At 60.0% G+C, this 26,220-nt stretch carries 19 protein-coding genes; 14 read left to right on the top strand and 5 right to left on the bottom strand.

Annotated features, from left to right (window positions below; translation table 11 throughout):
- Nucleotides 1–220 precede the first annotated feature (220 nt).
- Complete coding sequence (locus LOY56_RS11870) at nt 221–1,222, top strand: FecR family protein (protein WP_258621995.1); 1,002 nt, start codon at nt 221–223, stop codon at nt 1,220–1,222.
- Nucleotides 1,223–1,370: 148 nt separating this feature from the next.
- Nucleotides 1,371–2,111 carry a Mut7-C ubiquitin/RNAse domain-containing protein gene (locus tag LOY56_RS11865; protein ID WP_258621993.1) on the top strand — a complete coding sequence of 247 codons (741 nt, stop codon included), beginning with the start codon at nt 1,371–1,373 and terminating at the stop codon, nt 2,109–2,111.
- Nucleotides 2,112–2,162: 51 nt separating this feature from the next.
- On the opposite strand, the gene LOY56_RS11860 is transcribed toward LOY56_RS11865, so the two are convergent.
- The gene (locus LOY56_RS11860) at nt 2,163–2,621 is read right to left on the bottom strand and encodes a helix-turn-helix domain-containing protein (protein ID WP_258621991.1); all 459 of its coding nucleotides are present in this window, start codon (nt 2,619–2,621) and stop codon (nt 2,163–2,165) included.
- Between the two features lie 136 nt (nt 2,622–2,757).
- On the opposite strand from LOY56_RS11860, the gene LOY56_RS11855 reads away from it, so the two are divergent.
- Nucleotides 2,758–4,092 (top strand): MFS transporter, encoded by a 1,335-nt coding sequence (locus LOY56_RS11855; RefSeq protein WP_258621989.1) that lies wholly within the window; start codon nt 2,758–2,760, stop codon nt 4,090–4,092.
- Here the strand turns inward: LOY56_RS11855 and LOY56_RS11850 are convergent.
- Nucleotides 4,043–4,684: a LysE family translocator gene (locus LOY56_RS11850; RefSeq protein WP_258621987.1), complete on the bottom strand. Its 642-nt coding sequence runs from the start codon at nt 4,682–4,684 to the stop codon at nt 4,043–4,045. The genes LOY56_RS11855 and LOY56_RS11850 overlap by 50 nt on opposite strands.
- 383 nt (nt 4,685–5,067) lie before the next feature.
- On the opposite strand from LOY56_RS11850, the gene LOY56_RS11845 reads away from it, so the two are divergent.
- Nucleotides 5,068–5,921, top strand: a protein-coding gene (locus LOY56_RS11845) for an IS5 family transposase (protein WP_258621986.1) whose coding sequence is annotated in 2 segments (ribosomal slippage) — nt 5,068–5,409 and nt 5,412–5,921 — 852 coding nt in all. Because the reading frame shifts where the segments join, the coding sequence is not laid out codon by codon here.
- Between the two features lie 52 nt (nt 5,922–5,973).
- Here LOY56_RS11845 and LOY56_RS11840 read toward each other — a convergent pair.
- Together LOY56_RS11840 and LOY56_RS11835 are read right to left on the bottom strand one after the other, a co-directional pair.
- A complete protein-coding gene (locus LOY56_RS11840; protein ID WP_258614918.1) occupies nt 5,974–7,179 on the bottom strand; it encodes an ISL3 family transposase in 1,206 nt (401 codons plus the stop codon).
- A gap of 146 nt (nt 7,180–7,325) precedes the next feature.
- Entirely contained in the window at nt 7,326–12,233 is a 4,908-nt protein-coding gene (locus tag LOY56_RS11835) for an NAD-glutamate dehydrogenase (RefSeq protein ID WP_258621971.1), read from the bottom strand.
- 503 nt (nt 12,234–12,736) lie between these two features.
- Between LOY56_RS11835 and LOY56_RS11830 the strand changes: the two genes are divergently transcribed.
- From LOY56_RS11830 to LOY56_RS11785, 10 genes are all read left to right on the top strand, one after another.
- Nucleotides 12,737–13,093, top strand: a complete 357-nt coding sequence (locus tag LOY56_RS11830) for a hypothetical protein (RefSeq protein ID WP_258621969.1) — start codon at nt 12,737–12,739, stop codon at nt 13,091–13,093.
- Between the two features lie 171 nt (nt 13,094–13,264).
- Entirely contained in the window at nt 13,265–14,224 is a 960-nt protein-coding gene (locus LOY56_RS11825; RefSeq protein WP_008067939.1) for a MoxR family ATPase, read from the top strand.
- 5 nt (nt 14,225–14,229) lie between these two features.
- Complete coding sequence (locus LOY56_RS11820) at nt 14,230–15,174, top strand: DUF58 domain-containing protein (RefSeq protein WP_258621965.1); 945 nt, start codon at nt 14,230–14,232, stop codon at nt 15,172–15,174.
- Nucleotides 15,171–15,665 carry a DUF4381 domain-containing protein gene (locus tag LOY56_RS11815; RefSeq protein WP_258621964.1) on the top strand — a complete coding sequence of 165 codons (495 nt, stop codon included), beginning with the start codon at nt 15,171–15,173 and terminating at the stop codon, nt 15,663–15,665. The genes LOY56_RS11820 and LOY56_RS11815 overlap by 4 nt, the downstream gene beginning before the upstream one ends.
- Nucleotides 15,658–16,737: a VWA domain-containing protein gene (locus LOY56_RS11810; protein ID WP_258621962.1), complete on the top strand. Its 1,080-nt coding sequence runs from the start codon at nt 15,658–15,660 to the stop codon at nt 16,735–16,737. Before LOY56_RS11815 ends, LOY56_RS11810 begins: the two co-directional genes overlap by 8 nt.
- The gene (locus LOY56_RS11805; RefSeq protein ID WP_258621960.1) at nt 16,734–18,470 is read left to right on the top strand and encodes a VWA domain-containing protein; all 1,737 of its coding nucleotides are present in this window, start codon (nt 16,734–16,736) and stop codon (nt 18,468–18,470) included. Before LOY56_RS11810 ends, LOY56_RS11805 begins: the two co-directional genes overlap by 4 nt.
- Nucleotides 18,467–20,119 carry a BatD family protein gene (locus tag LOY56_RS11800; protein WP_258621958.1) on the top strand — a complete coding sequence of 551 codons (1,653 nt, stop codon included), beginning with the start codon at nt 18,467–18,469 and terminating at the stop codon, nt 20,117–20,119. The genes LOY56_RS11805 and LOY56_RS11800 overlap by 4 nt, the downstream gene beginning before the upstream one ends.
- Before the next feature lie 250 nt (nt 20,120–20,369).
- A complete protein-coding gene (locus tag LOY56_RS11795; RefSeq protein ID WP_258621956.1) occupies nt 20,370–21,614 on the top strand; it encodes an exonuclease SbcCD subunit D C-terminal domain-containing protein in 1,245 nt (414 codons plus the stop codon).
- Nucleotides 21,611–25,252: an AAA family ATPase gene (locus tag LOY56_RS11790; protein WP_258621954.1), complete on the top strand. Its 3,642-nt coding sequence runs from the start codon at nt 21,611–21,613 to the stop codon at nt 25,250–25,252. Before LOY56_RS11795 ends, LOY56_RS11790 begins: the two co-directional genes overlap by 4 nt.
- Complete coding sequence (locus LOY56_RS11785) at nt 25,249–25,845, top strand: glutathione S-transferase (protein ID WP_258621952.1); 597 nt, start codon at nt 25,249–25,251, stop codon at nt 25,843–25,845. The genes LOY56_RS11790 and LOY56_RS11785 overlap by 4 nt, the downstream gene beginning before the upstream one ends.
- 51 nt (nt 25,846–25,896) lie before the next feature.
- On the opposite strand, the gene LOY56_RS11780 is transcribed toward LOY56_RS11785, so the two are convergent.
- Nucleotides 25,897–26,109, bottom strand: coding sequence for a hypothetical protein (locus tag LOY56_RS11780; protein WP_258621950.1), 213 nt, complete (start codon nt 26,107–26,109; stop codon nt 25,897–25,899).
- Nucleotides 26,110–26,220 lie beyond the last annotated feature (111 nt).

The following is a 26,220-nucleotide window of genomic DNA, read 5'->3' as shown; positions in this document are numbered from 1 at the left end:
AATCCAAGGATCTGCTCAGTACCGTCGCCATCACTCACTAGGGTGGCGACAGCACGGGCGTGTTTGATCTTTTTTGTCATGTCATTGATGGGTTATTACCGTCCTGTGAATTCCTTCAATAATATGTCGAAAAATAAATACGCTTTGATAGTTAAATGCCATGACCCATGTTCTCGCCGATTTCTCCCAAGGTTAGAATGCAAGAAATCAGGATGAGTCAATGACCGACCACTCTTTCTCGCAAGCTCAGTACGATGCCATCACCGATACCGCTGCGCACTGGTGCATGCGTCTGCATGCCGTCGACTGCACGGCCGAAGAACGTCTGGCCTTCGAGCAATGGCGTGATGCTCATCCTCTGCATGCCTTGGAGTACGAAGCCATGCTGGATATCTGGGATGTGGCAGGGCATTTGTCTCGTCCCGAATCCGCCGTGTCGGCAGTTGGCATCAAACCGGCAAAGCCCTGGCGCACCTTCGGCATGGCTGCCGCGATCTGCGCCCTCGCGCTGCCGTTGGCGGCCTATACCGGATGGAACCTGGGTTGGCTGCCCAATGCCCACCAGCATTTCGAGGCGACCGATAATGTTCGTCAAGTCACGTTGAGCGACGGCAGTCAGGTGGAGCTGAACCTGGGCAGTGAATTGACATTCAGCAATTACAAAGATCAGCGTCGGGTCACGCTGAAAAAAGGCGAAGCCTTCTTCAACGTCAGTCATGACCCGCAGCATCCGTTCATTGTCAGGGCAGCCGATGGCAGGATTCGCGTCACCGGAACCCGATTCAACGTCTGGATGTATGAAGATCAGGTACGCGTGAATCTGATCGAAGGTTCCGTGCTGGTCACCAGCAATAGCGACCTGTCGGGCGAAGGTTTACATCTGGAACCTGACATGCAGGCGCGTTACAGGCACGGCGACTTCTCGCCTCAAATCAGCCAGACCTGCGCCAACGACCATTCGCTGGCCTGGCGCAGCGGCAAACTGGTGCTCGATGATCTGGCGCTGACCGATGCCCTGCCCTTGATCAATCGTTATTTGAACAAGCCTGTAATGGTCGCGGACCACAGCACGGGTTTGATTCGTCTCGGCGGTATCTACAACATCAAAGAACTCAATAACCTGGTGGCATCGCTGCCCAAGGTACTGCCGGTCTATCTGACCCGTAACAAGGAGGGTAATCCAGTCCTTAATTCAATAGCGCAACAAGTCCCAAAAAGCTGAAGACCGCACTTTTTTGGGTGTGGCCCCTTTTATTTGCATTCACTTTGCTGTGCTTCATCTCAAAAACTCCATGTAGTAGTTTGGGGCTTACCGGAGAATATATCTGGACTAGACTCGCTCATCCTGATGCCCTGCCATACTGTTTGACATGACCCGTGCAACCTTCCGCTTCTACGAAGAACTCAACGACTTTCTGCCGGCCGAACGGCGCCGACAGTCCTTCACCTGCGAGTGCGCGCGCGGGGCGACGGTCAAGCACATGATCGAGGCGCTCGGGATACCGCACACCGAGGTCGAACTGCTACTGCTCAATGGCGAGTCGGTGGGCTTGGAGCGGGTGATCTTCGACGGGGACCGGCTGGCGGTGTATCCAAAGTTCGAAGCGCTGGACATCAGCCCGCTGCTCAAGGTTCGTGCGCAACCTTTACGGGTGCTTCGCTTTGTCGCTGACGCGCACCTTGGCGGGCTGGCCAGCCTGCTGCGCATGAGCGGCTTCGATACCCTCTACGACAATGGCTTCGAGGATGGCGAGATCGCCGAGATCGCTGCGCAGCAAGGACGCATCGTACTGACCCGCGACCGCGAACTACTCAAGCGGCGGATCATCAGCCACGGCTGTTACGTGCATGCCCTGAAACCGTCGCTGCAGCTGCGCGAATTGTACGAGCGTCTCGACCTGGCGCGTAGCGCGCGCCCATTCAGCCTGTGCCTTCATTGCAACCTGCCGCTGCACGAGATCAGCCCGGAACTGGCCCGGCCGCAGGTACCGCCACGTGTTGGCGCCCTCTATTCACACTTCCTGCGCTGCGACGCCTGCCAACGGATTTACTGGGAAGGTTCGCACTGGCGCGGCATGTGTGCACTGCTGGCACCTCTGCTGGACCGATAGCCGGGCTTGCGTAATTCGCCGCAGGTGTGAGGTCAGTCTGCTGCTGCCGACTCACGACCCGCCGTCAACGAGTCTCACCCTGTGGCAGTCAGAGGGTTCAAGTTTTTGACCGCTTGAGGAGCGAACATCAAGCGGCATCAGAGGCTGAACGAACTCGTTGTCCATCAGCACAGAACGCGTCTCGTGCGGCTTGAACAGGAAACGCTCACCCCACTGCCTCATACTGACCACGACCGGAAAGATCTCCCGTCCTTTGTCCGTCAGCACGTACTCCTTGTAGGCGCTGCCATCCGACGCCGGTCGAACATCGAATACTCCGACCTCGACTAACGTTCTCAGTCGCGATGCCAGAATATTTTTGGCCACGCCCAAGCTCTTTTGAAATTCGCTGAATCGGCGAATGTCATCAAAAGCGTCGCGAATGATCATGAGTGACCAGCGATCTCCGATGGCCTCCAGCGTTCTTGCTACCGGGCATTCGCTGCTTTGCGGAGAAGCGTCTTCGTCCATCTTTTTGACCTTCTAGAATATGGATTTGCCAAGTCTGTCCACCGGACTGGCGCGATGTGGTTGCAATTTAAAACAAGTTACGACAACAATCGATCTAGTTTTTAATTGAAACCAGTTTAGCGCCATGGAGGCGTACATGACAGCAGAGGCCAACTCAGCCACCCAACGTTTCTCCAATCAGCCGTCTGGATTGCGGCATTTTGATACCGAAGAAAACAGCAGGACCGACCGATCGCCAGGGCTTTCTCCATTGCTCACGGTATTACTTTCTGTCACTTGTGCGCTTGCGGTAGCCAACGTTTATTTCGCACAGCCTTTACTCGATTCAATGGCTCAGAGCCTGGGTGTGGCCCCATCAATGATCGGGGTTGTGGTGACGGCCACTCAGGTTGGTTATGCGCTGGGGCTGCTCTTCATCGTCCCGCTTGGCGATTTGGTCAACCGTAAGCGGCTGGTTCTGACTCAAGTACTGTTGTCTGCGGTTGCGCTAGCGGCGGTCGGTGCAGCACAGCAATGGCTGGCGCTGTTGGCTGCCATGATCATGATGGGTTTACTGGCAGTGGTCGTTCAGGTGCTTGTGGCATATGCCGCTGTGCTGGCAACGCCATCACAACGTGGGCAGGCAGTGGGAACCGTCACCAGCGGAGTTGTACTGGGTATTCTTCTGGCCCGGTTTACCTCTGGGCTGATCGCGGATCTAGCGGGCTGGCGCGCCGTTTATTTTGTATCCTCAGGATTGATGCTGACGCTCGCGGCGGTGTTCTGGAAAGTGGTTCCTGCCGCCGTGTCGCCACGCAATCAACACGCCTACCCAGCGCTCATCCGGTCGCTGTTCAAGCTGTTCATGACTGAACCGGTTTTGCGGATCAGGGGCCTGCTGGCCCTACTGATCTTTGCCGCTTTTTCCGTGCTGTGGACCGCCATGGTACTACCGTTGAGCGCCCCGCCGCTGTCGCTTTCACACACGGCCATCGGCATGTTCGGCCTGGCCGGCGTCGCCGGCGCCCTCGCTGCCAGAGGAGCCGGTCGCTGGGCCGATCAAGGTCTGGGACAGCGAGTGACCGGCCTTTCGCTGGTGCTCCTGACGCTGTCTTGGTTGCCCATCACGTTTGCCGAGACGTCTCTGATCGCGCTGGTCTGCGGCGTAGTCCTGCTCGACTTCGCGGTGCAGGCAGTACACGTTACCAACCAGAGCCTCATTTTCGCTGCGCGACCAGACACCCAAAGTCGCATGGTCGGTGCCTACATGATTTTCTACTCAGTCGGCAGCGCGCTGGGAGCCGCGGCAGCGACCCAGATTTATGCGCTATGGGGCTGGATGGCGGTCAGCCTGCTGGGCGCCTTGATCAGCGCTACGGCCTTGGTTCTGTGGTTTTTCACGCGATCGGCCACTGTTACCGGAGTTACAAGCCCGACGCCCCTTACGCCGCCTGCCGCCGCATGGTCAGAATGGCAGCACCGAAACCGATGAATGTCGACCCCACTACCCGGCTGACCCAGCGGGACAACGCAGGCCGGGTCAGCACCCCCTTGGCCCGCGAGGCGAGCGCGGCATAGAGGCTCAAGGACGACACCGACAATGCCATGAAGATCGAGGTGAGGATCAGAAATTGCGGCAGCAGTGCCGTGCTCTGATCGATGAACTGCGGAAACAGCGCGGTGAAGAACATCGTCGCCTTGGGGTTGGTCACTGCCGTCAGGAAGGCCGATTTGTACAGTTTGGAGCGAGTCGGCCGGCTTTTCTTCAAATCATCCTGAATCCCGTCCGGAAGCATCGGGCCCTTTTTGAACAATTGCCTGATGCCCAGATAGAACAAATAACCGGCACCGATGAATTTCACCGCGTTGAACAACCATTCGGAACTGGCGAGCAGCGCCCCGAGCCCCAGCATGGCAGCAGACGACAGGCAGAACAGGCCACTGGCGTTGCCGAGCGAAGACCATATGGCGCTGCGCTGCCCGTGGGCCAAGCTATTGTTGATCGCCATCAAGGTCGCAGGCCCTGGGCTGGCGATGGCAATCGCGGCGACCAGGGTAAAAGTCAGAATCGAGTGAGAGTCCATTTTCAAAGCTCGCGGTGGTGAGGACTGGCATATTACAGGAGTGAGCGGGACAACGAGTCAAGTGGTGCTCGGTTTCCCAGGCGGTAATTGGATCGAACGTGCTCTCTGCCCCACCGACAGCTATCGCCGAAAGACCGTAGACAACACCCCGGGCAGGAAGCTAGCGTCGGCATTCAATTCGAGGTCTATGCCATGGATGCTATCGCCGACTACTCAAACGAACACCATCGACTTGCCGTTATGGAACTATGGGAAACCATATTCGGTTACGAAACTGCGCATAACACTCCTAGGTTCTGTACGAAATCCTTTGAAACCGCCGTCACCGCACTTGAACACTGATATTCGGTAAAGTTCGCGCCCATCGAAGGCAGGAGGCCACGATGGTGAAACGGTACGAAATTCCCGATGCAGCCTGGGAGCTGGTTGCTGACCTCTTTGAACAACCCCGGCGCAATGGTCGGCCGAGAGCCGATGATCGTTTGATGCTCAATGGCGTGCTCTGGGTGCTTTGCTCAGGCGCCGCATGGCGCGACATGCCCGAGCGCTTCGGGCCCTGGTCAACGGTCTACCAACGGTTTCGGGATTGGCGTAACCAAGGAACGTTCGACCTGATGCTCAGGCGGCTGCACATTAAGCTGAACGAGCAAGGATTGATCGACCTGGAAACATGGATGATCGATTCCACAGCTGTACGCGCAACCCGAGCTTCATCAGGCGCCGGGAAAAAAGGGGGCCTGATGAACCTTCAGACCATGCGCTAGGCCGCAGTCGCGGAGGCCTGACGACCAAGATTCATATGCTTTGCGACGCCAACGGCATACCGCTGCGTTTTCTACTTTCGGGCGGACAAGCCAGTGATATCTCGTATGCCCAGCCACTGCTCGATGAAGCCTATATCCCCAGTTTGCGCGGTCGTCCTCGCAAACGATGTCGCTGGCTTTTGGCCGACAAAGGCTACGATGCTGAGGCTCTGCGTCGCTACTGTGACCGTTACCGGATGCAGCCGGTAATCCCTCTGCGATCCATGAAACGCAAACCCAAGCCCGGTTTGCCTCGCTTGTTTGATCGGCCAAAATACCGGCAGCGCAACATCATCGAGCGCATGTTCGGCTGGCTGAAAGAAAACCGCCGCATCATCACACGCTTCGACAAGCTCGCGAAAAGTTATGCTGCGATGGTCTCGTTAGCTTGTGCTATGCGGTGTTTGCGACATTACTTTTCGTACAGTGCCTAGCCTTGCAATCGACAAGAAGCTAGCCGTTGCGGATGGCCTTTTTTTTGGTTCTTCACGGATTACCGGGAAAGACGCTCTTGATCTTCATGAAAAAGAATTCGCTGTCCCGGTAACCGTACGCCATCCGCTTAATGACCTTTATTCGATTGTTTATGCCTTCCAGCTGACCCGTGTGCATCGGCCAGCGAACCCGGCTGACGATGCCCCGCCAGTAACCCTTTAGTCGCTTTGCAAACTGGATCAGAGCCGGTATTTCACTTTCTTGAGCATGGCGCAGCCATTGCTTCCAGGCTGATCGCCAGCCCCAAGCGGTGCTCGGCGTCCAAAGCGTTTTGAGTTCAGCCTTCATCAAGTAGACCGTCATCAACGCTTGGTTGGCCGCCAGCAGATCCTCCAAACGGACCTGTTGCTCCGGCGTTTTCAGGTTCTGCGGATTACGCAGAAGCAGCCATCGCGCTTGCTTGATGACCTTGCGCGCAGGCTTGTCGTGACGTAGCCGATTAGCTTCGTCGACGCGGACTCGATCAATGACCTCTCGGCCATATTTGGCCACCACATGAAAGAGGTCGTAGATCACTCGCGCGTTCGGACATTGCTGGCGAACCTCCAGGTCAAACGCGGTGTTCATGTCCATCGCCACCGCTTCTATGCGAGCGCAACCCTGCGGTCCGAGCTCTTCGAAAAATGGCCTGACCGCCGCTCGGCTGCGGCCTTCGCCGATCCACAGCACTCGTCGTGTATCCGCATCCAGCACAACGCTGGCGTAGCGATGACCTTTGAACAGGGCGAATTCGTCCATCACCAGGCGCCGTGGCTGCGCCTTCGGCAAAACACTCAGCGCCGCTTGCAAGGCCCGACGCTCCAGCAACCGCACGGTGTCCCAATGCAGCCCAAACATCTGAGCCACGTGCAGCGTGGGCAGACGCTCGCAGGCTTGAATGACGGCCTCAGACAGGCGGCGCGTCATGCGGGCATAGCGATCCAGCCAACTGACGGCTTCCATGCGTTTGCCGCAATCACGGCAGCCAACACGTCTGAGCAACACGCTGAGACGCACCGCACGGCCGAGGATGGGCAAATCACGAACGGTTCGCTCGCAATACTCATGAGTGGTTGAACAGGGCTTTTGGCACCCGCCACAAGATGGGAACCGGGTGGCGTGAGGGGTTAGATCGATTTGTAGGGTATCGCCATCAGGCTTGATGGTGACAACAGAAAAGCCCTCCCAAAAAGGAAGGAAAGTATTAATATCGCGCATAAGAACGCCGGTTTGTTAGATGTGTTTGCTCGCACGAACATCATCAATCAAATCGGCGTTCTTGTTTCTGTGTTTCCCGGGATTCCGTGAAGAACCAAAAAAAAGCCCCGCCTCTTCCGAGACGGGGCTTTTTCATTCAACGCCTATCAGGCAGCCGGTTCCAGCTCGGTGCTGACAGCGGCAGTCGCAGCGGCAGGCATCACCGCTTGACCGCTCAACGCCAGGTCCAGCAGTTCGCGGTTGGCCACCGCGTACATGGCGTAGTCAGTGCCGCTGGCGGCACGGATTTCCACCAGCATGGCGCGCCAGCGTTCGATCATGCCTTCGTGCGCTTCCATCCACAGCGCCAAGCGTGTTTCCACGTCCTGGGTGCCGTCGCCCTGTTGCAGAACGGAGATGGTGATCGCACGTTGTTGCCAGTCGACATCATCACGGAACGCTTCACGAGCCAGGGCTTGCCAGTTGTTTTCAACCGGCAGAGCGCTGATCTGTTGCAGGTACCAGGTGATGTCCAGCGCGCTACCCACGGCGAAGTAGGCCTTGGCCACGTCCGCTGCGTTCTGGCCGGTCACGTCCGAAGCTTCGATGATCGGCAGTAAGGTGTACAGGTGAGTGGTGCCTGCAACCATGCGCGCCAGCAACTCAGGCACGCCAGCTTCGACGTAAGCCTGGTAGCGGGTCTGCCAGCCTTCGCGAGTCGGGCCTTCCAGCAGTTCGTCGAGCTTGAGGCCCAACGCCGCCAGGTGCGGACCGAAATGCGCGACGTCACGGGCAGCGTTCTGCTCGTTGCGACGGCTGCGCAGGAACCAGCGCGTAGCGCGACGGCCCAGACGCATCAGCTCATCCATCAGCTCCAGTTGCACATCCGCGGAGACCTGGTAGTCCAGGGCTTCGATCTGACGGAACCAGTGCGGGAGATGGAAGATGTCACGCACGATCACGTAAGCACCGGCCACGTTCGCCGGGCTCATGCCGGTCGACTCTTTGAGTCGTTGAACGAAGGTGATGCCCATGTGGTTCACCAGATCGTTGGCAATCTGGGTGCTGACGATTTCACGCTTCAGACGGTGACGGCGCATGGCGGCGGAGAACTTGCTGACCAGCGTCGGCGGGAAAGCGGTTTCCATGTCGCGTGTCAGGTAATCGTCGTCCGGCACCAGGGAGTTGAGCAGCGCTTCCTTGAGGTCGATCTTGCTGTAAGAGATCAGCACCGACAGCTCGGCACGGGTCAGGCCATGGCCTTCCGCGAGTCGCTCGTTGATCGCCTCTTCAGCCGGCAGGAACTCGATGGCGCGATCCAGCTTGCCGCGGCCTTCAAGATCGTTCATCAGGCGCTTGTATTCAGCGATCCGCACGAAGGCACGGCGTGCCGCCAGGGACAGGGCCTGAGTCTGCTTGTAGTTGTTGCCGAGCACCAGGTTGCCGACTTCGTCGGTCATGCTCGCCAGCAACTGGTTACGTTGCTTGTCGGTCATGTCACCGGCGTGTACCACTTCGTTCAGCAGGATCTTGATGTTCACTTCGTGGTCGGAGCAGTCCACACCACCGGCGTTGTCGATGAAGTCGGTGTTGGAACCGCCGCCATTGAGGCCGAATTCGACACGACCCAGCTGAGTCATACCGAGGTTACCGCCCTCGCCCACGACTTTGCAGCGCAGTTCGTTGCCGTTCACGCGCAGTGCATCGTTGGCCTTGTCGCCGACATCGGCGTGGCTTTCGGTGCTGGCTTTCACGTACGTACCGATACCGCCGTTCCACAACAGGTCTACCGGTGCCTTGAGCAAGGCGTTCAGCAGTTCGGTCGGGGTCAGCTTGTCAGCCTGAATGTCGAAACGCTCTTTCATCTGCGGGGAAATCGCGATGCTTTTTGCGCTGCGCGAGAAGATCCCGCCGCCTTCGGACATGATGCTGGTGTCGTAATCCGACCACGCCGAACGCGGCAGATCGAACAGACGCTGACGCTCGGCGAAGCTGTTGGCAGGCGCAGGATTCGGGTCGATGAAGATGTGCAGGTGGTTGAACGCAGCGACCAGTTGCAGCTTGTCGGACATCAGCAAGCCGTTACCGAACACGTCACCGGCCATGTCGCCGACGCCCACTACAGTGATGCTGTCTTCCTGAACATTGATGCCGCGCTCGCGGAAGTGGCGTTGTACGCCGACCCACGCGCCCTTGGCGGTAATGCCCATTTTCTTGTGGTCGTAACCGGCCGAGCCGCCGGACGCAAAGGCGTCGCCGAGCCAGAAGCCGTAGTCGATGGCGATGCCGTTGGCGATGTCGGAGAAGGTCGCAGTGCCCTTGTCCGCCGCTACCACCAGGTACGGGTCATCGTCGTCATGACGCACGACGTTGGCCGGCGGTACCAGCGCGCCGTCTTTCAGGTTGTCGGTGATGTCCAACAGGCCCGAGATGAAGATGCGGTAGCAGGCGATGCCCTCGGCCGCGATCTCGTCACGGCTGCCGCCCAGTGGCAGGCGACGCGGCAGGAAGCCGCCCTTCGCACCCACCGGCACGATGACCGAGTTCTTCACTTGCTGGGCTTTTACCAGGCCCAGGACTTCGGTACGGAAGTCTTCTTCACGGTCGGACCAGCGCAGACCACCGCGAGCAACGTTGCCAAAGCGCAGGTGCACGCCTTCAACGCGAGGCGAGTAAACGAAGATTTCGAACTTCGGAACCGGCTTCGGCAGCTCTGGAATCTGGTGCGGGTTGAACTTGAAGCTGAAGTAGGGCTTGTTCTGACCGTTGGCATCGGTCTGGTAGAAGTTAGTCCGCAGGGTCGCTTTGATCAGGTCCAGGTAACGACGCAGGATGCGGTCTTCGTTCAGCACCTGAACATCGTCCAGTGCCGCCAGAATCGCGTGTTCCAGGCGTTGTTGCTTGTCTTCCAGATCATCGCCGGTCAGCTTGCGCGCCAGGTAGAAACGGGTCTTGAACAACCGGGTCAACTCGCGAGCGATGTCGGTGTGGTTGTTCAGGGTGCTGGCGATGTAACCCAAGTCGAAGCCCAGACGGATCTGCTTCATGTAACGGGCGTAGGCACGCAGCAGCGCCACATCGCGCCATGGCAGGCCGGCGGTCAGCACCAGACGGTTGAACGCATCGTTCTCGGCATCGCCACGCACGATGTGGACGAAAGCGTCCTGCAAGGTGTCGTTGAGTTGCTGGATGTCGAGTTCCAGGCCTTCGGCGGCAGTGAACGCGAAGTCATGAATCCAGAATTCGCGGCCATTGTTGTGACGCAGGCGATACGGGAACTCACCCAGCACGCGCAGGCCAAGGTTTTCCAGGATCGGCAACACGTCGGACAACGCCAGCGGCGTATCGGCGTGATACAGCTTGCAGTGCAGCATGCGCTGACCGGAGACCTGGGCCAGCGGCTGATAGAAGCTCATGACCAGCGGATTTTTTTCGCTCAGGCTCAGCAGGTGCTGCATGTCGACCACAGCCGAGTGGGCTGCGAAACGCTCGCGGTAACCGGCCGGGAAGCCTTTCGGGAAGTCGCCCAGCACGTTGGTGCCCTGGGCTTCGCCGAAGCTCTCGACCACCAGGCTCGCGTAGTCGTCCTGCCAGCTGCGGCAGGCCTGCACCACTTCTTTTTCCAGCAGAACCGGGTCGATGTCCAGACGGTTCTTCGGATCGACCCGCAGAATCAGCTGTACACGGGCCAGCACGGACTCGGAGAAGAAGGTCCAGAACTCGCAGTCCGAGGCTTTCAGGCGATCCATCAGCACTTGCTGGATCTTCTGGCGCACTTCGGTGGAGTAGATGTCGCGCGGCACGTAGGCCAGGCAGTAGCAGAAACGGCCATACGGGTCTTTGCGCAGGAACACGCGGATCTTGTTGCGTTCCTGGATCTGCACGATCGACATCACGGTGGTGAACAACTCGTCCACCGGGGTCTGGAACAAGTCGTCGCGCGGCAACACTTCAAGCACCTGGGCCAGTTCCTTGCCCAAGTGAGCCTTGGCCTGGAAGCCCGAACGCTGCTCGATGATCTCGACCTTGCGACGGATGTAAGGAATGACCCGCACGCTTTCGCCATACACCGAGGAGGTGTACAGGCCCATGAAGCGGCATTCCTTGATGACCTTGCCATCGGCATCGATCTGGCGGATCGACACGTAATCCGGGTACGCCGGACGGTGGACACGGCTTGGGTGTGCAGCCTTGGCGAACGACAGCGGCGTCGGTTCGCGCAGGTAGTTCACGGCGTAGTCTTCGATGCGCAGGTCTTCGACGGTCAGGCCGGCGCGCAGCAGTTTGGTCAGGCCGAGGAACGAATTCTGGTCATATTCGATGTGACCGCCGTTCTGATCTTCGCCCACCACGAATTCTTCGTAGCCCAGGAAGGTGAAGTGGTTGCCCACCAGCCATTCCAGGAAGCTCTTGATTTCGGATTTTTCGTCGGCGTTGATGATGAACTGGCTGTTGTCGATGCCTTCGATCAGCTCCTGGACCTTGGCTTTCATCGGCTCAAAATCGGCGACCGCGACGCGGACTTCGCCGAGAACCTGCTCCAGCTCTTTGGTCAGGACATTCAGTTCGGCCGTATTGGCGCAACGGTCGATTTCCAGGTACATCAGCGATTCTTGCAGAATGCCTTCGCCCTGGGTGCCTTTCGGCAGGATTTCCAGCAGCTCGCCCTTGCTGCCGCGACGCACGCTCAGCACAGTGGTTTGCAGGGTATGGATGCTGTAGCCGCGACGGTTCAGCTCGGTACGCACCGAGTCCACCAGAAACGGCAGGTCGTGGTGCAGCACTTCGACCGCGGTGTGGGTCGACTGCCAGCCGTGGCGTTCGTAATCGGGGTTGTAGACGCGCACTTGCGGATGCGCGTGATCGAAGCGCTCAAGCAGGCGCCACGCAGAAAGGGTGCAGCCGGCGAGATCGGACAACCGACGCTGGGTCAGCTCGTCGAGGGAAATAATGCCGAAAAATTGTTCGGCGAACAGCGCCACTTGTGGCAGTGCCTGTTCACTGATGTGCTGCGCCAGTGCCGCTTGCAGTTGGTGCTGGAAGTCGGCTTTGCTGGCTGCGGTGAAGAACGCCATCTGTGGTACTCCGCTTGGGCTTGTTATTGATGGAAGCGTCGCGTGCAAAACCCCTTTCGGGGCAATCCGTCACCCTGTTCCTGATTCTCGGGCAGAGGAAACAGAATGACAGGTGGATGAAGCTGGACGAGACACTCAGGTCACATTCACCTTCCTGAATGGGTATCGGCAAAAGCGACTGTACAATGAATTACACAATGCCTTTACGGGTATCCATTCGATGCGCAGCTTAACGAGTGCAGCAAGGGCCGTGCTTGCAGCGCTGCGACATATTCGGTCATCGGCACGTAAACGGCGGTCCATGCCTCGAACAACACTAGCAGTCATGCGGGAAAATAGGCACTTTATGGCCGGTTTTACGGCACATTCGTACCAGAAATGACCAGCAACACCCCAGATGTTCACGACACATCTTCTGACAACCAGGCGAGCAGAAATTCCCGTCTGCTGGCAGAATCGCCCTTTGTTCGTCTCCACAATGCTCGTCGAGCCAGGAATCCCCCATGCAAATGACCACCGCCCTCTTGATCGTCAACCCGCGCGATGACGAAGAAGACAACATGGCCATGCTCTGCTGCCACAGCGATCAGGGCGATATGTTCCTGATGACCCGCTACCCGGACGAGGACGCGCTGGACATCACCCTGGACGGCGAGCCTTCGACGCTGGATGGCGTAAAAGTCACGCTCAGCCCTACCCGCCTGCTGATCGAAATCGCCGCCGCTGACGCCGATGCGCTGAATGGTGATGATTCGCTGGAAATCATTCACAGCACTGATGCAGCGGATTTGGCCGAAGTGGAAGAAACGTTGCAGAACATCCTTAAAGGCACTGGTACCTATATAAGCCAACTGAGCTGACTCCTCCCTTCCGGGCACTGATCATTCCCACGCTCCGCGTGGGAACGAGCGTTAATCCGCACTTCGCGCAAAATGCCGTTAGTCGGCGCCCCCCGCGATGGATTAAAGTATCGCCCCCAGCCCTGGCGTTATTCGAACGTCTTCGGTCACCCTTTCCAGGAACAGTCATCGATGGAACATCGTGAAGCGCTGCTCGCGCTGCGAACCTTTCTTTCAACGCAGATTCTCGGCCAGGAAAAACTCATCGAGCGCTTGCTCATCGCCTTGCTCGCCGACGGCCACATGCTGGTCGAGGGCGCCCCGGGGCTGGCCAAGACCAAGGCCATCAAAGAACTCGCCGAAGGCATCGAAGCACAGTTCCATCGCATTCAGTTCACTCCCGACCTGCTGCCGGCCGACATCACCGGCACGGAAATCTATCGCCCGGAAACCGGCAGCTTCGTGTTCCAGCAAGGCCCGATCTTCCACAATCTGGTGCTGGCGGACGAAATCAACCGTGCCCCGGCCAAGGTTCAGTCAGCCCTGCTTGAAGCGATGGGCGAACGCCAGGTCAGCGTCGGACGCAGCACCTATGATCTGTCGCCGCTGTTTCTGGTCATGGCCACGCAAAACCCCATCGAACAGGAAGGCACCTACCCGCTGCCTGAAGCCCAGCTCGACCGTTTCCTGATGCACGTGAAAATCGGCTTCCCCGACGCCACCGTCGAACGGCGGATTCTGCAACAGGCTCGCGGCGAAGCGTTGCACGGCGAAACCAAGCCCGAACGTCGGGTCAGCCAGCAGGCGATTTTCGCCGCACGCAAGGAAATCCTTGGGTTGTACATGGCCGACGCCGTGGAGGAATACCTGGTGCAGCTGGTCATGGCCACGCGCATCCCGGCCAAGTTCGACCCGGAAATGGCCGAATGGATCGCCTACGGCGCCAGCCCGCGGGGCTCCATCGCCCTCGACCGTTGCGCCCGGGCTCATGCCTGGCTGGCCGGTCGCGACTTCGTCAGCCCGGAAGACATTCAGGCGGTGCTATTCGATGTGTTGCGCCACCGCATCATTCTGTCTTTTGAAGCCGAAGCCGCTGGCATCGACCAGGACCGGGTGGTCCAGCGGATTCTCGACGTCGTAGCCGTCGCTTGACCCCGATGAACGCCCTCCTGCCGCCTGAGCCGGGCATCCGCATCAGCCTTTCCGAGCTGATCAAGATGCGTCATCGCGTGCGTGAAGTGCAGCTGTTTTCCACGCCGAGCCAGCGCAGCCCGCTGATCGGCCTGCATCACTCCAAACTGCGCGGGCGCGGGGTGGACTTCGATCAGGTGCGGGTCTATCAGGCCGGTGACGACGTGCGCAGCATCGACTGGCGCGTCACCGCCCGGACCCAGGAGCCTCATACCAAGCTATTCCATGAAGAACGCGAACGGCCGATTTTCATCATGGTCGAACAGAGCCGGCGGCTGTTTTTCGGCTCCGGGCTGATGTTCAAATCGGTGCTCGCCGCTCAGGCAGCGAGCCTGATTGGCTGGGCCGCTTTGGGCCATAACGATCGGGTTGGCGGGCTGGTGTTCGGCGACGACGAACACTACGAGATCAAGCCGCGACGCAGCAAGCAGAGCCTGCTGCAATTGCTCAATCGGCTGGTGCGGGTCAATCAGTCGCTGCACACCGAACGCGAGCCGGATCGCGACGCCTTCGGCATTGCCCTGCGCCGCGCCCGGGAAGTGTTGCGCCCTGGCAGCCTGGTGATCGTGATCTGCGATGAGCGCGCCTTGTCCGACGGTGCCGAGCAGCAGTTGAGCCTGTTGTCACGTCATTGCGACCTGTTGCTGCTGCCGGTGTCCGATCCGCTGGATCACGCCCTGCCCGCTGCCGGGCTTTTACGCTTCGCGGAACGCGGGGCGCAGCTGGAACTCGACACGTTGAATTTCGACTTGCGCCAGGCTTATCGCGCACAAGCGGAAGCGCGTATCGCCCGCTGGGAACTGCTGGCGCAGAAACTGCGGGTATTGCTGATGCCGTTGAGCACCCAAAGCGAAATGGTTGAGCAACTGCGCGAATACCTGAACCCGCAGCGTCCGGGGAAAGGTCGATGAGCAGCCTCGATCAACTGCAACCGCTGATTTCCCCGCCACCGATCGGCTTCTGGCCGCCGGCGCCGGGCTGGTGGCTGCTGCTGTTATTGCTGCCATTGATCGGTTTCGGCGTGTGGCAGTTACGGCGATTCATTCCGAACAAGCGCCCCATTGTCCGTGCCGAGCAACCGCTGGACCCGGTGCGACTCGCTGCCTTGGCCGAACTCGCCCGGATGCCCAAACCCTACGACGGCGCCCCGGCCGGTGCCTGGCTGCAACAACTCAACGGCTTGCTTAAACGCCTGTGCCGCAACCATTACCCCTACAGCCAGAGCCATACGCTTAACGGGCGCAAATGGCTGGCATTCCTCGACAACCGCTGCCCGGCCGCCGGCCTCACACGCTGGATGGTGCTGGTGGAAGGCGCCTACAAACCCGAATGCAAACTCGATGACAAGGCCATCGCTGGCCTGACTCAAGCCGTCGACACCTGGATTCGCAAACATGTTTGAGCTCGCCTGGCCATGGATCTTCGCCCTGCTGCCGCTGCCCTGGCTGATGCGGGTGCTGCTGCCGGTGGCCGACAGTGGCGAACCGGCGCTCAAAGTCAGCTTCCTCAGCGACCTCGAAGGCCTCGCTCGCCGCCGTGCCCGGGCGAATCTGCCAGCGTGGCGTCAGCAAGCACCGTTCATTTTGCTGTGGCTGTTATTGCTGATCGCCGCGTCGCGCCCGCAATGGCTCGGCGAGCCCCTGCCGGTTGCCGCCAGTGGCCGCGATCTGCTGGTGGCGGTGGATGTATCCGGCTCCATGGATTTCCCCGACATGCAGTGGCAGGACGAAGACGTCAGCCGATTGTCGCTGGTGCAGCATTTGCTCGGTGATTTTCTCGAAAAACGCGACGGTGACCGGGTCGGGTTGATCCTGTTCGGCAGCCAGGCCTACCTGCAAGCGCCGCTGACCTTCGACCGGCATACCGTTCGCGTGTGGCTCGACGAAGCGCGAATCGGCATCGCCGGCAAGAACACCGCGATTGGCGACGCCATCGGCCTGGCCCTCAAACGTCTGCGTCAACGCCCGGCACAAAGCCGCGTGCTGATTCTGGTCACCGACGGTGCCAACAACGGTGGCGAAATCGATCCGCTGACCGCCGCGCGCCTGGCGGCCAACGAAGGCGTAAAAATCTACCCGATCGGCATCGGCGCCGATCCGGAACAAAGCGGCACCTTGGGTTTCCTTGGGATCAACCCGAGCCTGGACCTCGACGAACCGGCCTTGAAAGCCATCGCTGCAGCCACCGGCGGCCAGTACTTCCGCGCCCACGACGGTGAAGAATTGCAAGCGATCAAGAACATCCTCGACAAACTGGAGCCGGTGACCCAGCAACCCACGCAAGCCCGCCCGGCCCAGGCGTTGTATCACTGGCCACTGGCGATGGCGCTGCTGTTGAGCATGTTGCTGGTGATTCGCGTGCGCTGGCCAGACAACCCGTTGCAAAGGCTATTTACCAAAGAGCGGTTTCTGCAAACTCAACTGCCTGACTGGCGTCAGCGGCTCAAACGCTTGCGTCTGCGGAGGCGCCGATGATTGCCCTCTGGCCGCACTGGTTCCGCCCCTGGTGGCTGCTGTTGTTGCCGTTGCTGGGCTGGTTGCTCTGGCAACTCTGGCACCGGCAGAAACGCGCCGGCCGCTGGCAAATGATTCTGCCGCCGGCCTTCCATGCCGCGCTGCTCAGCGGTGGCAGCGGTCGTGAAAGCAAACTGCCGTGGGTTGCCCTGGGCCTGGCCTGGGTGCTGACCGTGCTGGCCCTGCTGGGACCGAGCTGGCAGCGCGTCGAGCAAACCAGCCAGAAACCTGCCGACCCGCTGGTGGTGTTGCTTGAGCTGACCCCGGAAATGCTCGCCACCGACAGTGCACCCAACAGGCTGGAACAAGCCCGACGCAAACTGTTCGACTTGCTGCAAAACCGCAGCGACGCGCAGACCGCAATCATCGTCTACGCCGGCAGCGCTCATACCTTGGTGCCGCTGTCGGATGACCTGGCCACCAGTCGCAACTTGCTGGAAGCACTCAAGCCATCGCTGATGCCCCAGGCCGGTCATCGTGCCGATCTGGCGGTGACCAAAGCCCTTGCGCTGCTGGATCAAGGCGCCCTTGGCCAGGGTCGAATCCTGCTGATCGGTTCGTCGCTGACGGAACAGGAACGCCAAGGGATTCGTCAGGCCCTGGACGACAAGCCCACGCCATTTCTGATGCTGGGTATCGGCACCGCCGAAGGTGCGCCGGTCGCGCAGGACGACGGCTCTTTCCTCAAGGATGACGTGGGCGCAATTCTGGTGCCGCACCTGGACGGCCCCAGCCTGAAAGCCTTTGCCACCGGTCTGGGCGGACGTTATCGCCAGGCGCGCCTGGACGATGCCGATTTGCGCGGTCTTGGCTTGCTCGACGGCCCACGGGATCTGCGCAACGACGGCCAGACATTGCGCCTCGACACCTGGGCCGATCAGGGCTACTGGCTGCTGCTGCCACTGTTATTGCTGGCCGCCTGTGCCGGACGCCGGGGTTGGCTATTCTGCCTGCCGCTGCTGTTCCTGTTGCCGCAACCGAGTTACGCCTTCGATTTCGAAGACTTGTGGTTGCGGCCCGATCAGCAGGGCCTGCACTTGCTCAAACAAAAGCGCCCGGCCGAGGCTGCACAGCATTTTGAAGATGCTCAATGGCAAGGCGTGGCGCTTTATGAAGCCGGCGACTACAGTGGCGCCGCTCAGCGGTTTGCCGAAAGCAATGACGCCCACGCCCACTACAATCGGGGCAACGCCCTGGCCAAAAGCGGTGAGCTGGAAGCAGCGCTGGATGCTTACGAACAAGCGCTGGAACGTCAACCGGATCTGCGCCCGGCCCTGACCAACAAGGCACTGGTGGAAAGTCTGCTCAAACAGAAGGCCTCAACGCCGCCCGTCGAGCCGGACAAAACCGCCGAGGGCAAAACCGAAACCATCACCCAGGAACCGCCGCCGGGCAGCGCCACCCAACCCAGCAATGGCGAGCCGAAAACCGACGCCGAGCAAACCACGCCGGACGCCGAGCAGCCGCCCACGACGCCACCGCAACCGGGCGCCAATGAAGTCCCGGGCAGCGAGTTAGGGGATGAGCAAAGCACCACGCCACCCCGCTCCCCCGCCAGCGACATGATCGAAGGCGAACAGCGCCAGGCACTGGAGCAATGGCTGCGCAAAATCCCGGATGACCCCGGCGAACTGCTCAGACGTAAATTCTGGTACGAACAGCAACAACATCAGGATCAGGGAAAAACTCGATGACCCGCTTCACCGCCTTCTTGCTCGCATTGCTGCCCGCCCTGTTGCTCTGCACCGTTCAGGCCCAGGCTGCGGGGCTGGTCGCCAGCGTCGATCGCAGCCGCCTGAATTCCGGCGAGACGGTCGAGCTGACCCTGGAAACCAGCGACGTGACCCAGTTCGGCAAACCCGACCTGGCCCCGCTGGAACCGCTGTTCGAGGTGCGCGGCACTCGTCAAGTCAACCAACTGAATACGCTCAATGGCGACACTCAAGCGACCACGCGCTGGATCATCACGCTGTTGCCCCGGCAAAATGGCAGCGTGGTCATTCCATCGCTGCAACTGGGCGACACCCAGAGCCAGCCGATTACCGTGCAGGTGATCGAGAGCGAAACCCTGGACAGCAGCAACACACTGGCGCCGGTGTTCATCGAGGCCAGTCTCGACCAGAACAGTGTCTATGTGCAGGCCCAGGCGATCCTGACCTTGCGCATCTACCATTCGGTGTCCTTGTACGACGACAGCAGCCTGACTCCTTTGCAGATTCCCGATGCGCGCATCGAACAGCTGGGCGAGTCGCGCACCTACGAAAAAGTCATCAACGGATTGCGCCATGGCGTGATCGAAATGCGCTACGCGATCTACCCGCAACACAGTGGCGAATTGACCATTCCGGCACAGATGTTCAGTGCCACGCCGGTCGATACCCGGCCGTCCCAGGATGCAACACCTCAAGGGCCGAAACCGGGCAAGCAGATGCGCGTCAAATCCGCCGAGATCCCGCTGACGGTCAAGGCCAAACCCGGCACATATCCGGCCGATGTTCCGTGGCTGCCGGCCCGCAGCCTGAGCCTGAGCGAAAGCTGGAGCCCGGAACCGGATCATGCGCAGGTCGGCGACTCGCTGACCCGCAGCTTGACCTTGAACGCCGAAGGCCTCGCCAGTTCGCAATTGCCACCGCTGCCCGCCACCGAGATCAACGGCCTGCGGCGTTACCCGGATCAACCGGTGCTGGGCAACCAGAGCAGCGAACGCGGCTTGATCGGCAGCCGCGAGGACCGTGAAGCCCTGGTGCCAACCCGCACCGGCAACATTGATTTGCCGAGCGTTGAAGTGGTCTGGTGGAACACCTTCGAGGATCACCTGGAACACAGCAGCCTGCCGGCCCGCACACTGCAAGTGGCGAGCAATCCGAGCCTGATCGTCGATAGCCCGGCGGGCAACCCGCAGGTCATGTCCGGCGCCAGCAACGAAGCCCTCTGGTGGTGGAAACTCAGCACTGTGATTCTGGCCTGCACCACCCTGCTGGGCTTCGGCCTCTGGTGGCGCGCCCGCTCGCAACCGGCGATCCTGCGAGCGGCGCAGACCGGCCCGAGCCCACGCACCTTGCTCGACGACCTCAAACGCGCCTGCCAGGCCAACGATTCCCACGCCACCCGCCAGGCCCTCGACGCCTGGGCCCGGCAACAACCGGAAACCCTGGCCGACATGGCGGCGCGTTTTGTGCCGCTGTCCGATGCGCTGGACGGCCTGAACGGCGCGCTGTACAGCGAAACCGGCCAGTACTGGCAGGGCGAGGATCTCTGGCGCGCGATTCGTGCGATCCCGACGGTCGAAGGGGTTCAAGATCTGGTTGGCGATACTGGGTTGCCGCCGCTTTATCCCAAATAGAATCAAAAAATCGCAGCTTCCTGCCGACGCACACCAATCCCCTGTAGGAGCGAGGCTTGCCCGCGAAGAACGATGACGCGGTCTTACGGATGCATCGAGTTATCGTTCTTCGCGGGCAAGCCTCGCTCCTACGGGGACCGTGACATCCCGCCAAACCCGTGTTCCTTTGCACATTTGCCAGTAAACTCTCCTCCTTTTAGCCGCCACCCTTTTCCTCGCGGCCATTACCTTATTTCCTACGGAGTACGCCTTGCGTCTGTTTCACACCTCCGACTGGCACCTTGGGCAGAACCTGCACGGCCAGGAACGCGATTTCGAGCACGCTTGCTTCCTTGAATGGCTGTTGCGCCAGCTGAAGCTGGACCAGCCCGATGTGCTGCTGATCGCCGGCGATATCTTTGACACGGTCAATCCGCCGGTCAAAGCCCAGGAACGCCTTTACGACTTTATCGTCAGCGCCCACGAACAGCAGCCCTTGCTGACCATCGTGATGATCGCCGGCAACCATGACTCCGGCTCGCGAATCGAATTGCCCGCGCCGTTGATGCGGCGCTTGCGCACTCACGCCCTCGGTCGCGTGCTGTGGCTCGATGACGGTCAACTGGATGCCGAACGCCTGTTGCTGCCGTTGCCTGATGCCAGCGGCGAAATTGCCGCCTGGTGCCTGGCGCTGCCATTCCTGCGCCCCGCCGAAGTGACCGGTGCGCATTTGGGCGATAACTACTTGCGCGGCATCGGCCAGGTTCATGAATGGCTGATCGAAGCGGCCAACGTTAAGCGCAAGCCGGGCCAGGCGCTGATCGCCATCAGCCATGCGCACATGGCTGGCGGTTCGGTTTCGGAAGATTCCGAGCGTAGTCTGATCATCGGCAACGCCGAAGCCCTGCCCGCCAGTCTGTTCGGGCCGAGCATCAGCTATGTCGCCCTCGGGCATTTGCACAAGCCGCAGAAGGTCAACGGTGAAGAGCGCATCCGCTACTGCGGCTCGCCGATTCCGTTGTCGTTCTCCGAGATCAATTACCAGCATCAGATTCTCGATATTCAGCTCGATGGCGAAACATTGGTCAGCGTCGAACCGCGCCTGATTCCGCGTTCCGTCCACTTGCAACGCCTCGGCTCCGCGCCGTTGGCGGAGATCCTGCTGCAACTGGCCGACCTGCCCAACATCGATCTGCTCGCCGATATCCAGCGCCAGCCGTGGCTGGAGGTGCGGGTCCGCCTCGACGAACCGCAACCAGACCTGCGCCATCAAGTGGAAACGGCGCTGCAAGGCAAAGCCGTGCGGCTGGTGCGGATTGCCGCCGAATATGCCGGCAATGGCAGCCGCGACGGCGTCGATGACGGCACAACCTTGATCGAACTGGATCAGATGACGCCGCAGGAACTGTTCAGCCGCGCCTGGCAGGACAACTACGGCAGCGAGGTCGACGAGCAAACGCTCAAGGACTTCGCCGAGCTGTTGCAAGACGTGCAGATGGAGAGCGAACAGCCATGAAGATCCTCGCGATCCGCCTGAAAAACCTCGCCTCCCTGGCCGGGCCGTTTGAAATCGACTTCACCGCTGAGCCCTTGGCCAGTGCCGGCCTGTTCGCGATCACCGGGCCGACCGGCGCCGGCAAAAGCACACTGCTTGATGCGCTGTGTCTGGCGCTGTTTGGTGCCGTGCCGCGCCTGAGCAATGCTCAAACGTCCGCCAAGACGCCGGACGCCGACGGTGAAATCAGCACGGGCGACCCGCGCACGCTGTTGCGTCGCGGCACCGGTGAAGGCTTTGCCGAAGTGGATTTTGTGGGCATCGATGGCCGCCGTTATCGCGCACGCTGGGAAGCCAATCGCGCCCGGGAAAAGGCCGGCGGCAAGCTGCAAGCCAGTCGCCAGAGCCTTCGCGACATCGATCAGGATCAACTGCTCGCCAGTCAGAAACTTGAATTCAAAAGCCAGATTGAATCCGTACTGGGCCTGAACTTCGAACAGTTCACCCGCGCCGTCATGCTGGCTCAGAGCGAGTTCAGCGCCTTCCTCAAGGCGGACGACAACGACCGCAGCGAACTGCTGGAAAAACTCACCGACACCGCGCTCTACACCCGTCTCGGTCGTCGTGCTTTTGACAAGACCAAAGAAGCTCGCGAAGCGCACAAGCTGTTGCAGGATCAGGCCACTGGGGTCACACCGCTGTCGCCGGAAGCCCGAGCCGAGCTGGATGAGCGCTTCAACGACGCTCAGCAGCAACTCAAGACCCAGCAGGCACAGCTCAAACAGCTGGAGTTGCAACACACCTGGCTCAAGGAACTGCGCCAGGTGCAGGACGCGCAGCAGAGCGCCACCGAGCAATTGCACTCCGCCCAGCAACACTGGAACAGCCTGGCCGGTGAGCGCTTGAAGCTGACCCGTCTGGAGCAACTGGCCCCGCAACGGCATCAGTTCGCACGCAAGACCGAACTCACCGCCCAGCTCACGCCGTTGGCAGCGCAGATTCAGCAGTACAGGCAACAGCAAAGCGAGCTGACCGAGCGACAGACTCAACTCGAACAGAGCCTGAGCACCGCACAAACGGCGCTGACCCAAGCGCAAAGCCAACACACCTCCAGCGCGCCCCTGCTGCGTCAGGCCTTCGAAGAGCAAAGCACCCTCTCCCGTCTGGTCAAGGACGCCGCCCTCAGTGCCGACCTCAAGCAGCAGGCGGAACAGGCCTGCACTCAGGGCCAGGGGGCGATTCAGGGTTTGCTCGACCAACAGAAACAGGTCGCCGAACGGTTGCAGCGGATTGCCGGTGAGCTTGAGCAAAGCACTCATCTGGCACCATTGAGCGATGCCTGGAACGCCTACCGCGATCGCCTGCAACAACTGATGCTGATCGGTAATCGCCTGAACAAGGGCCAGGCCGAACTGGCCGCTCTGGAGCAAAGCGCCGCCCGCGCCGCCGAGGAACTGGCCACACAGCGCCAGAGCCTAGAGGTGTTGTACAAAGAAGCCGGCGCCGAGCCTGAAGCGGTGGCTGAGCAGATTCAGATCCTCGGCAGCCTGCTGCAGGACAACCGCAAGCAACTGCGAGCCTTTGAAGAGTTGACGCGACTGTGGGCCAGCCAGCAGGAACTGGACAAGCGCGGTGCCGAGCTTCAGCAGCGGCAACTCGCCGCTCAGCAAGACCGCGATCGTCTGACCCAGGACGGCGTGAAAACCAAGGCCGAACTGACTGTCGCCGAACAGACCCTGACCGTCACCCGCGAACTGCTGGAGCGTCAACGTCTGGCGCGCAGTGCCAGCGTCGAAGAACTGCGCGCGCAGTTGCAAGACGATCAGCCGTGCCCGGTTTGTGGCAGCCCGGACCATCCTTATCATCAACCCGAAGCCTTGCTGCAAAGCCTCGGTCGGCATGATGAAAGCGAACAGGCCAACGCTCAGAAAGCCGTCGACCTGCTCAAGGAAAAACTCACCGATCTGCGCGCTGAAGTCGGCGGTTTGATTGCTCAGCAAAAGGAATTGCTGCAACAGCAAGAACAGCTCGCGGCTCAACAACAAGGCCTGACGCCAAGCCTGGAAGCGCACCCACTGTCCGCTCAACTGCTGGCCCAGGACGTAAGCAAACGCGATGCCTGGCTGACGCAACAAAGCAGCCAGTTGAACCAAAGCATCACCCAGGACGAACAACGGCAAACCACCCTGCTCACTTTGCAACAGGATGCCGCGCGCCTTGCGCAGCAACTGCGCAATGCCGAAACGGCGAGTCAGCAAGCAACACAACACCTGATTAACCAACAACGTGAATTGAGCAGTGATCGCCATCGTCTGGACGAAGATCTGAAGGCGTTCAGCACCCTGCTGCCAGCCGACACGCTGGAGGCCTTGCGCAACGAACCCGCCGCGACCTTCATGCAGCTCGACCGGCAGATCGTCCAGCGTCTGGAACAACTTGACCAGCAGCGCGAAGAACTCAGCGAACAGCAACAGCGCCAGCAGACGCTGGAGAAAGAGCAGTACCAACAGCAGACCCGCACCCAGCAGTTGGACGCCGCGCAACAGCAGTTCACCGCGCTGGCCGGGCAGCAACAGGCTTGCCAGGAAAAACTGACGCAACTGCTGGGCGAACATGCCAGCGCTGAACAGTGGCAGCAGCAACTGGATCAGGCCGTCGAGCAGGCGCGCAGTGCCGAAGCGACGGCCAATCAGGAACTGCAAACCGTGCGCACGCGGTTGGTGCAATTGGCCGCCGAACTCAAGGCGCAGCAGGAACGTTCGCAGGCTCTGGAAACTGAAGATCGCGAGCTGAGCGGCAAAATTGCCGACTGGCGTGCGCAGCATGCAGAGCTTGACGACGGTGGACTGGAAGATCTGTTGAGCGTCGACGACCAACAGCTCAGCGAGCTGCGACAACAATTGCAGCAAAGCGAACACGACATCACGCAAGCCAAGGTGCTGCTGCAGGAGCGCGATCAACGCTTGCTCGATCATCAGGCGCAGCACAACGGCAATCTCGACACCGAACAACTGGCCACGACGCTGGCCGAGCTGCAAAACCTGTTCGCCGCCAGCGAACATCGTTGCGCCGAATTGCGCGCAGAACAGGCCGAGGATCAGCGTCGCCAGAATGCCAATCAGGCACTGGCGCAACAGATCGCCGACGCCTATACCGAATACCAGCGCTGGGCACGGCTTAATGCATTGATCGGTTCGGCCACCGGCGACACCTTCCGCAAGATCGCCCAGGCCTATAACCTCGACCTGCTGGTGCATCACGCCAACGTCCAGTTGCGGCAACTGGTGCGACGCTATCGCCTGAAACGTGGCGGCAGCATGCTCGGGTTATTGGTGATGGACACCGAGATGGGCGATGAACTGCGCTCGGTGCATTCGCTGTCCGGCGGCGAGACGTTCCTGGTGTCACTGGCGTTGGCGCTCGGTTTGGCGTCGATGGCGTCGAGCACGCTGAAAATCGAATCGTTATTTATCGACGAAGGCTTCGGCAGCCTCGATCCAGAATCCCTGCAACTGGCCATGGACGCCCTCGACGGCCTGCAAGCGCAGGGACGCAAGGTCGCGGTGATTTCCCACGTGCAGGAAATGCATGAACGGATTCCGGTGCAGATTCAGGTTCACCGTCAAGGCAACGGCCTGAGTACGCTGGAGGTGAAATGAATACGCTGTATTCATTCCGCCGCTGCCCCTACGCCATGCGCGCACGCATGGCGCTGCGTTATTCAGGGGTTGAGGTGGATATCGTCGAGGTCAGCCTCAAGGCCAAACCGGCCGAAATGCTCGCACTGTCGAGCAAAGGCACGGTGCCGGTGCTGAGTGTGGATGGACGGGTGATGGATGAGAGCCTGGAAATCATGCGCTGGGCGCTGGCGCAGAATGATCCGCAGAACTGGTTGCTCAAAGATAACCCGCAAGGACAAGCACGCAGCGCCGCACTGATCGAAGAAAACGATCAGGTGTTCAAGGGGCACCTGAATCGCTACAAGTACGCCGAGCGTTATCCCGAGCAATCGAGGGAGTTTTACCGGTCTGAGGGCGAGGTGTTCTTGCGCAAGCTGGATGAATTGCTGGAGGGGCGCGACTACTTGCTGGCCGGGCATCCGAGCCTGGCGGATGTCGCCTTGATGCCGTTCGTACGGCAATTCGCCCACGTGGATCGCGAGTGGTTCGGGCATACGCCTTATGTGCGATTGCAGGCGTGGTTGCAACGCTTTATCGAGTCAGAACTGTTCACCAGTGTGATGCAGAAATAACACCGCGCACTTGCTCCCGCTCGGCTGCGTAGCAATCGTATTTGCGTCCTTTCATGCCCCCACCACTCCCGCCACGTCGGCGTGATCGACCGTTACGCTTTGAGCGCGGTGTTCGAATTGAATGGAGGGATAAGCGACCTGGATCGGTGCTTGAAAGTTTTGTTGCGACTGCGCCGAAAAGCTGACGACCAACACCATGGCCACGTAAAGACCGATGGCCAGGTAGGCGCCGTGTTTGGCAGAAGTGATGATTGCGCTGGCCATGATGTTCTCCGTGGGCGTGTTTCAGTGCCCACAGAATCGATCAAAAAACAGAAGATAACTAGCGACCTTTATCCATAGTCGCTATCAGTTTTATTGATCATGAACCCAGCG

The sequence above is a fragment of the Pseudomonas sp. B21-048 genome, assembly GCF_024748615.1.
Taxonomy (GTDB): Bacteria; Pseudomonadota; Gammaproteobacteria; order Pseudomonadales; family Pseudomonadaceae; genus Aquipseudomonas.
The sequence above is the reverse complement of the archived record's forward strand: the minus strand, read 5'-3'. Positions and strand labels throughout refer to the sequence as shown.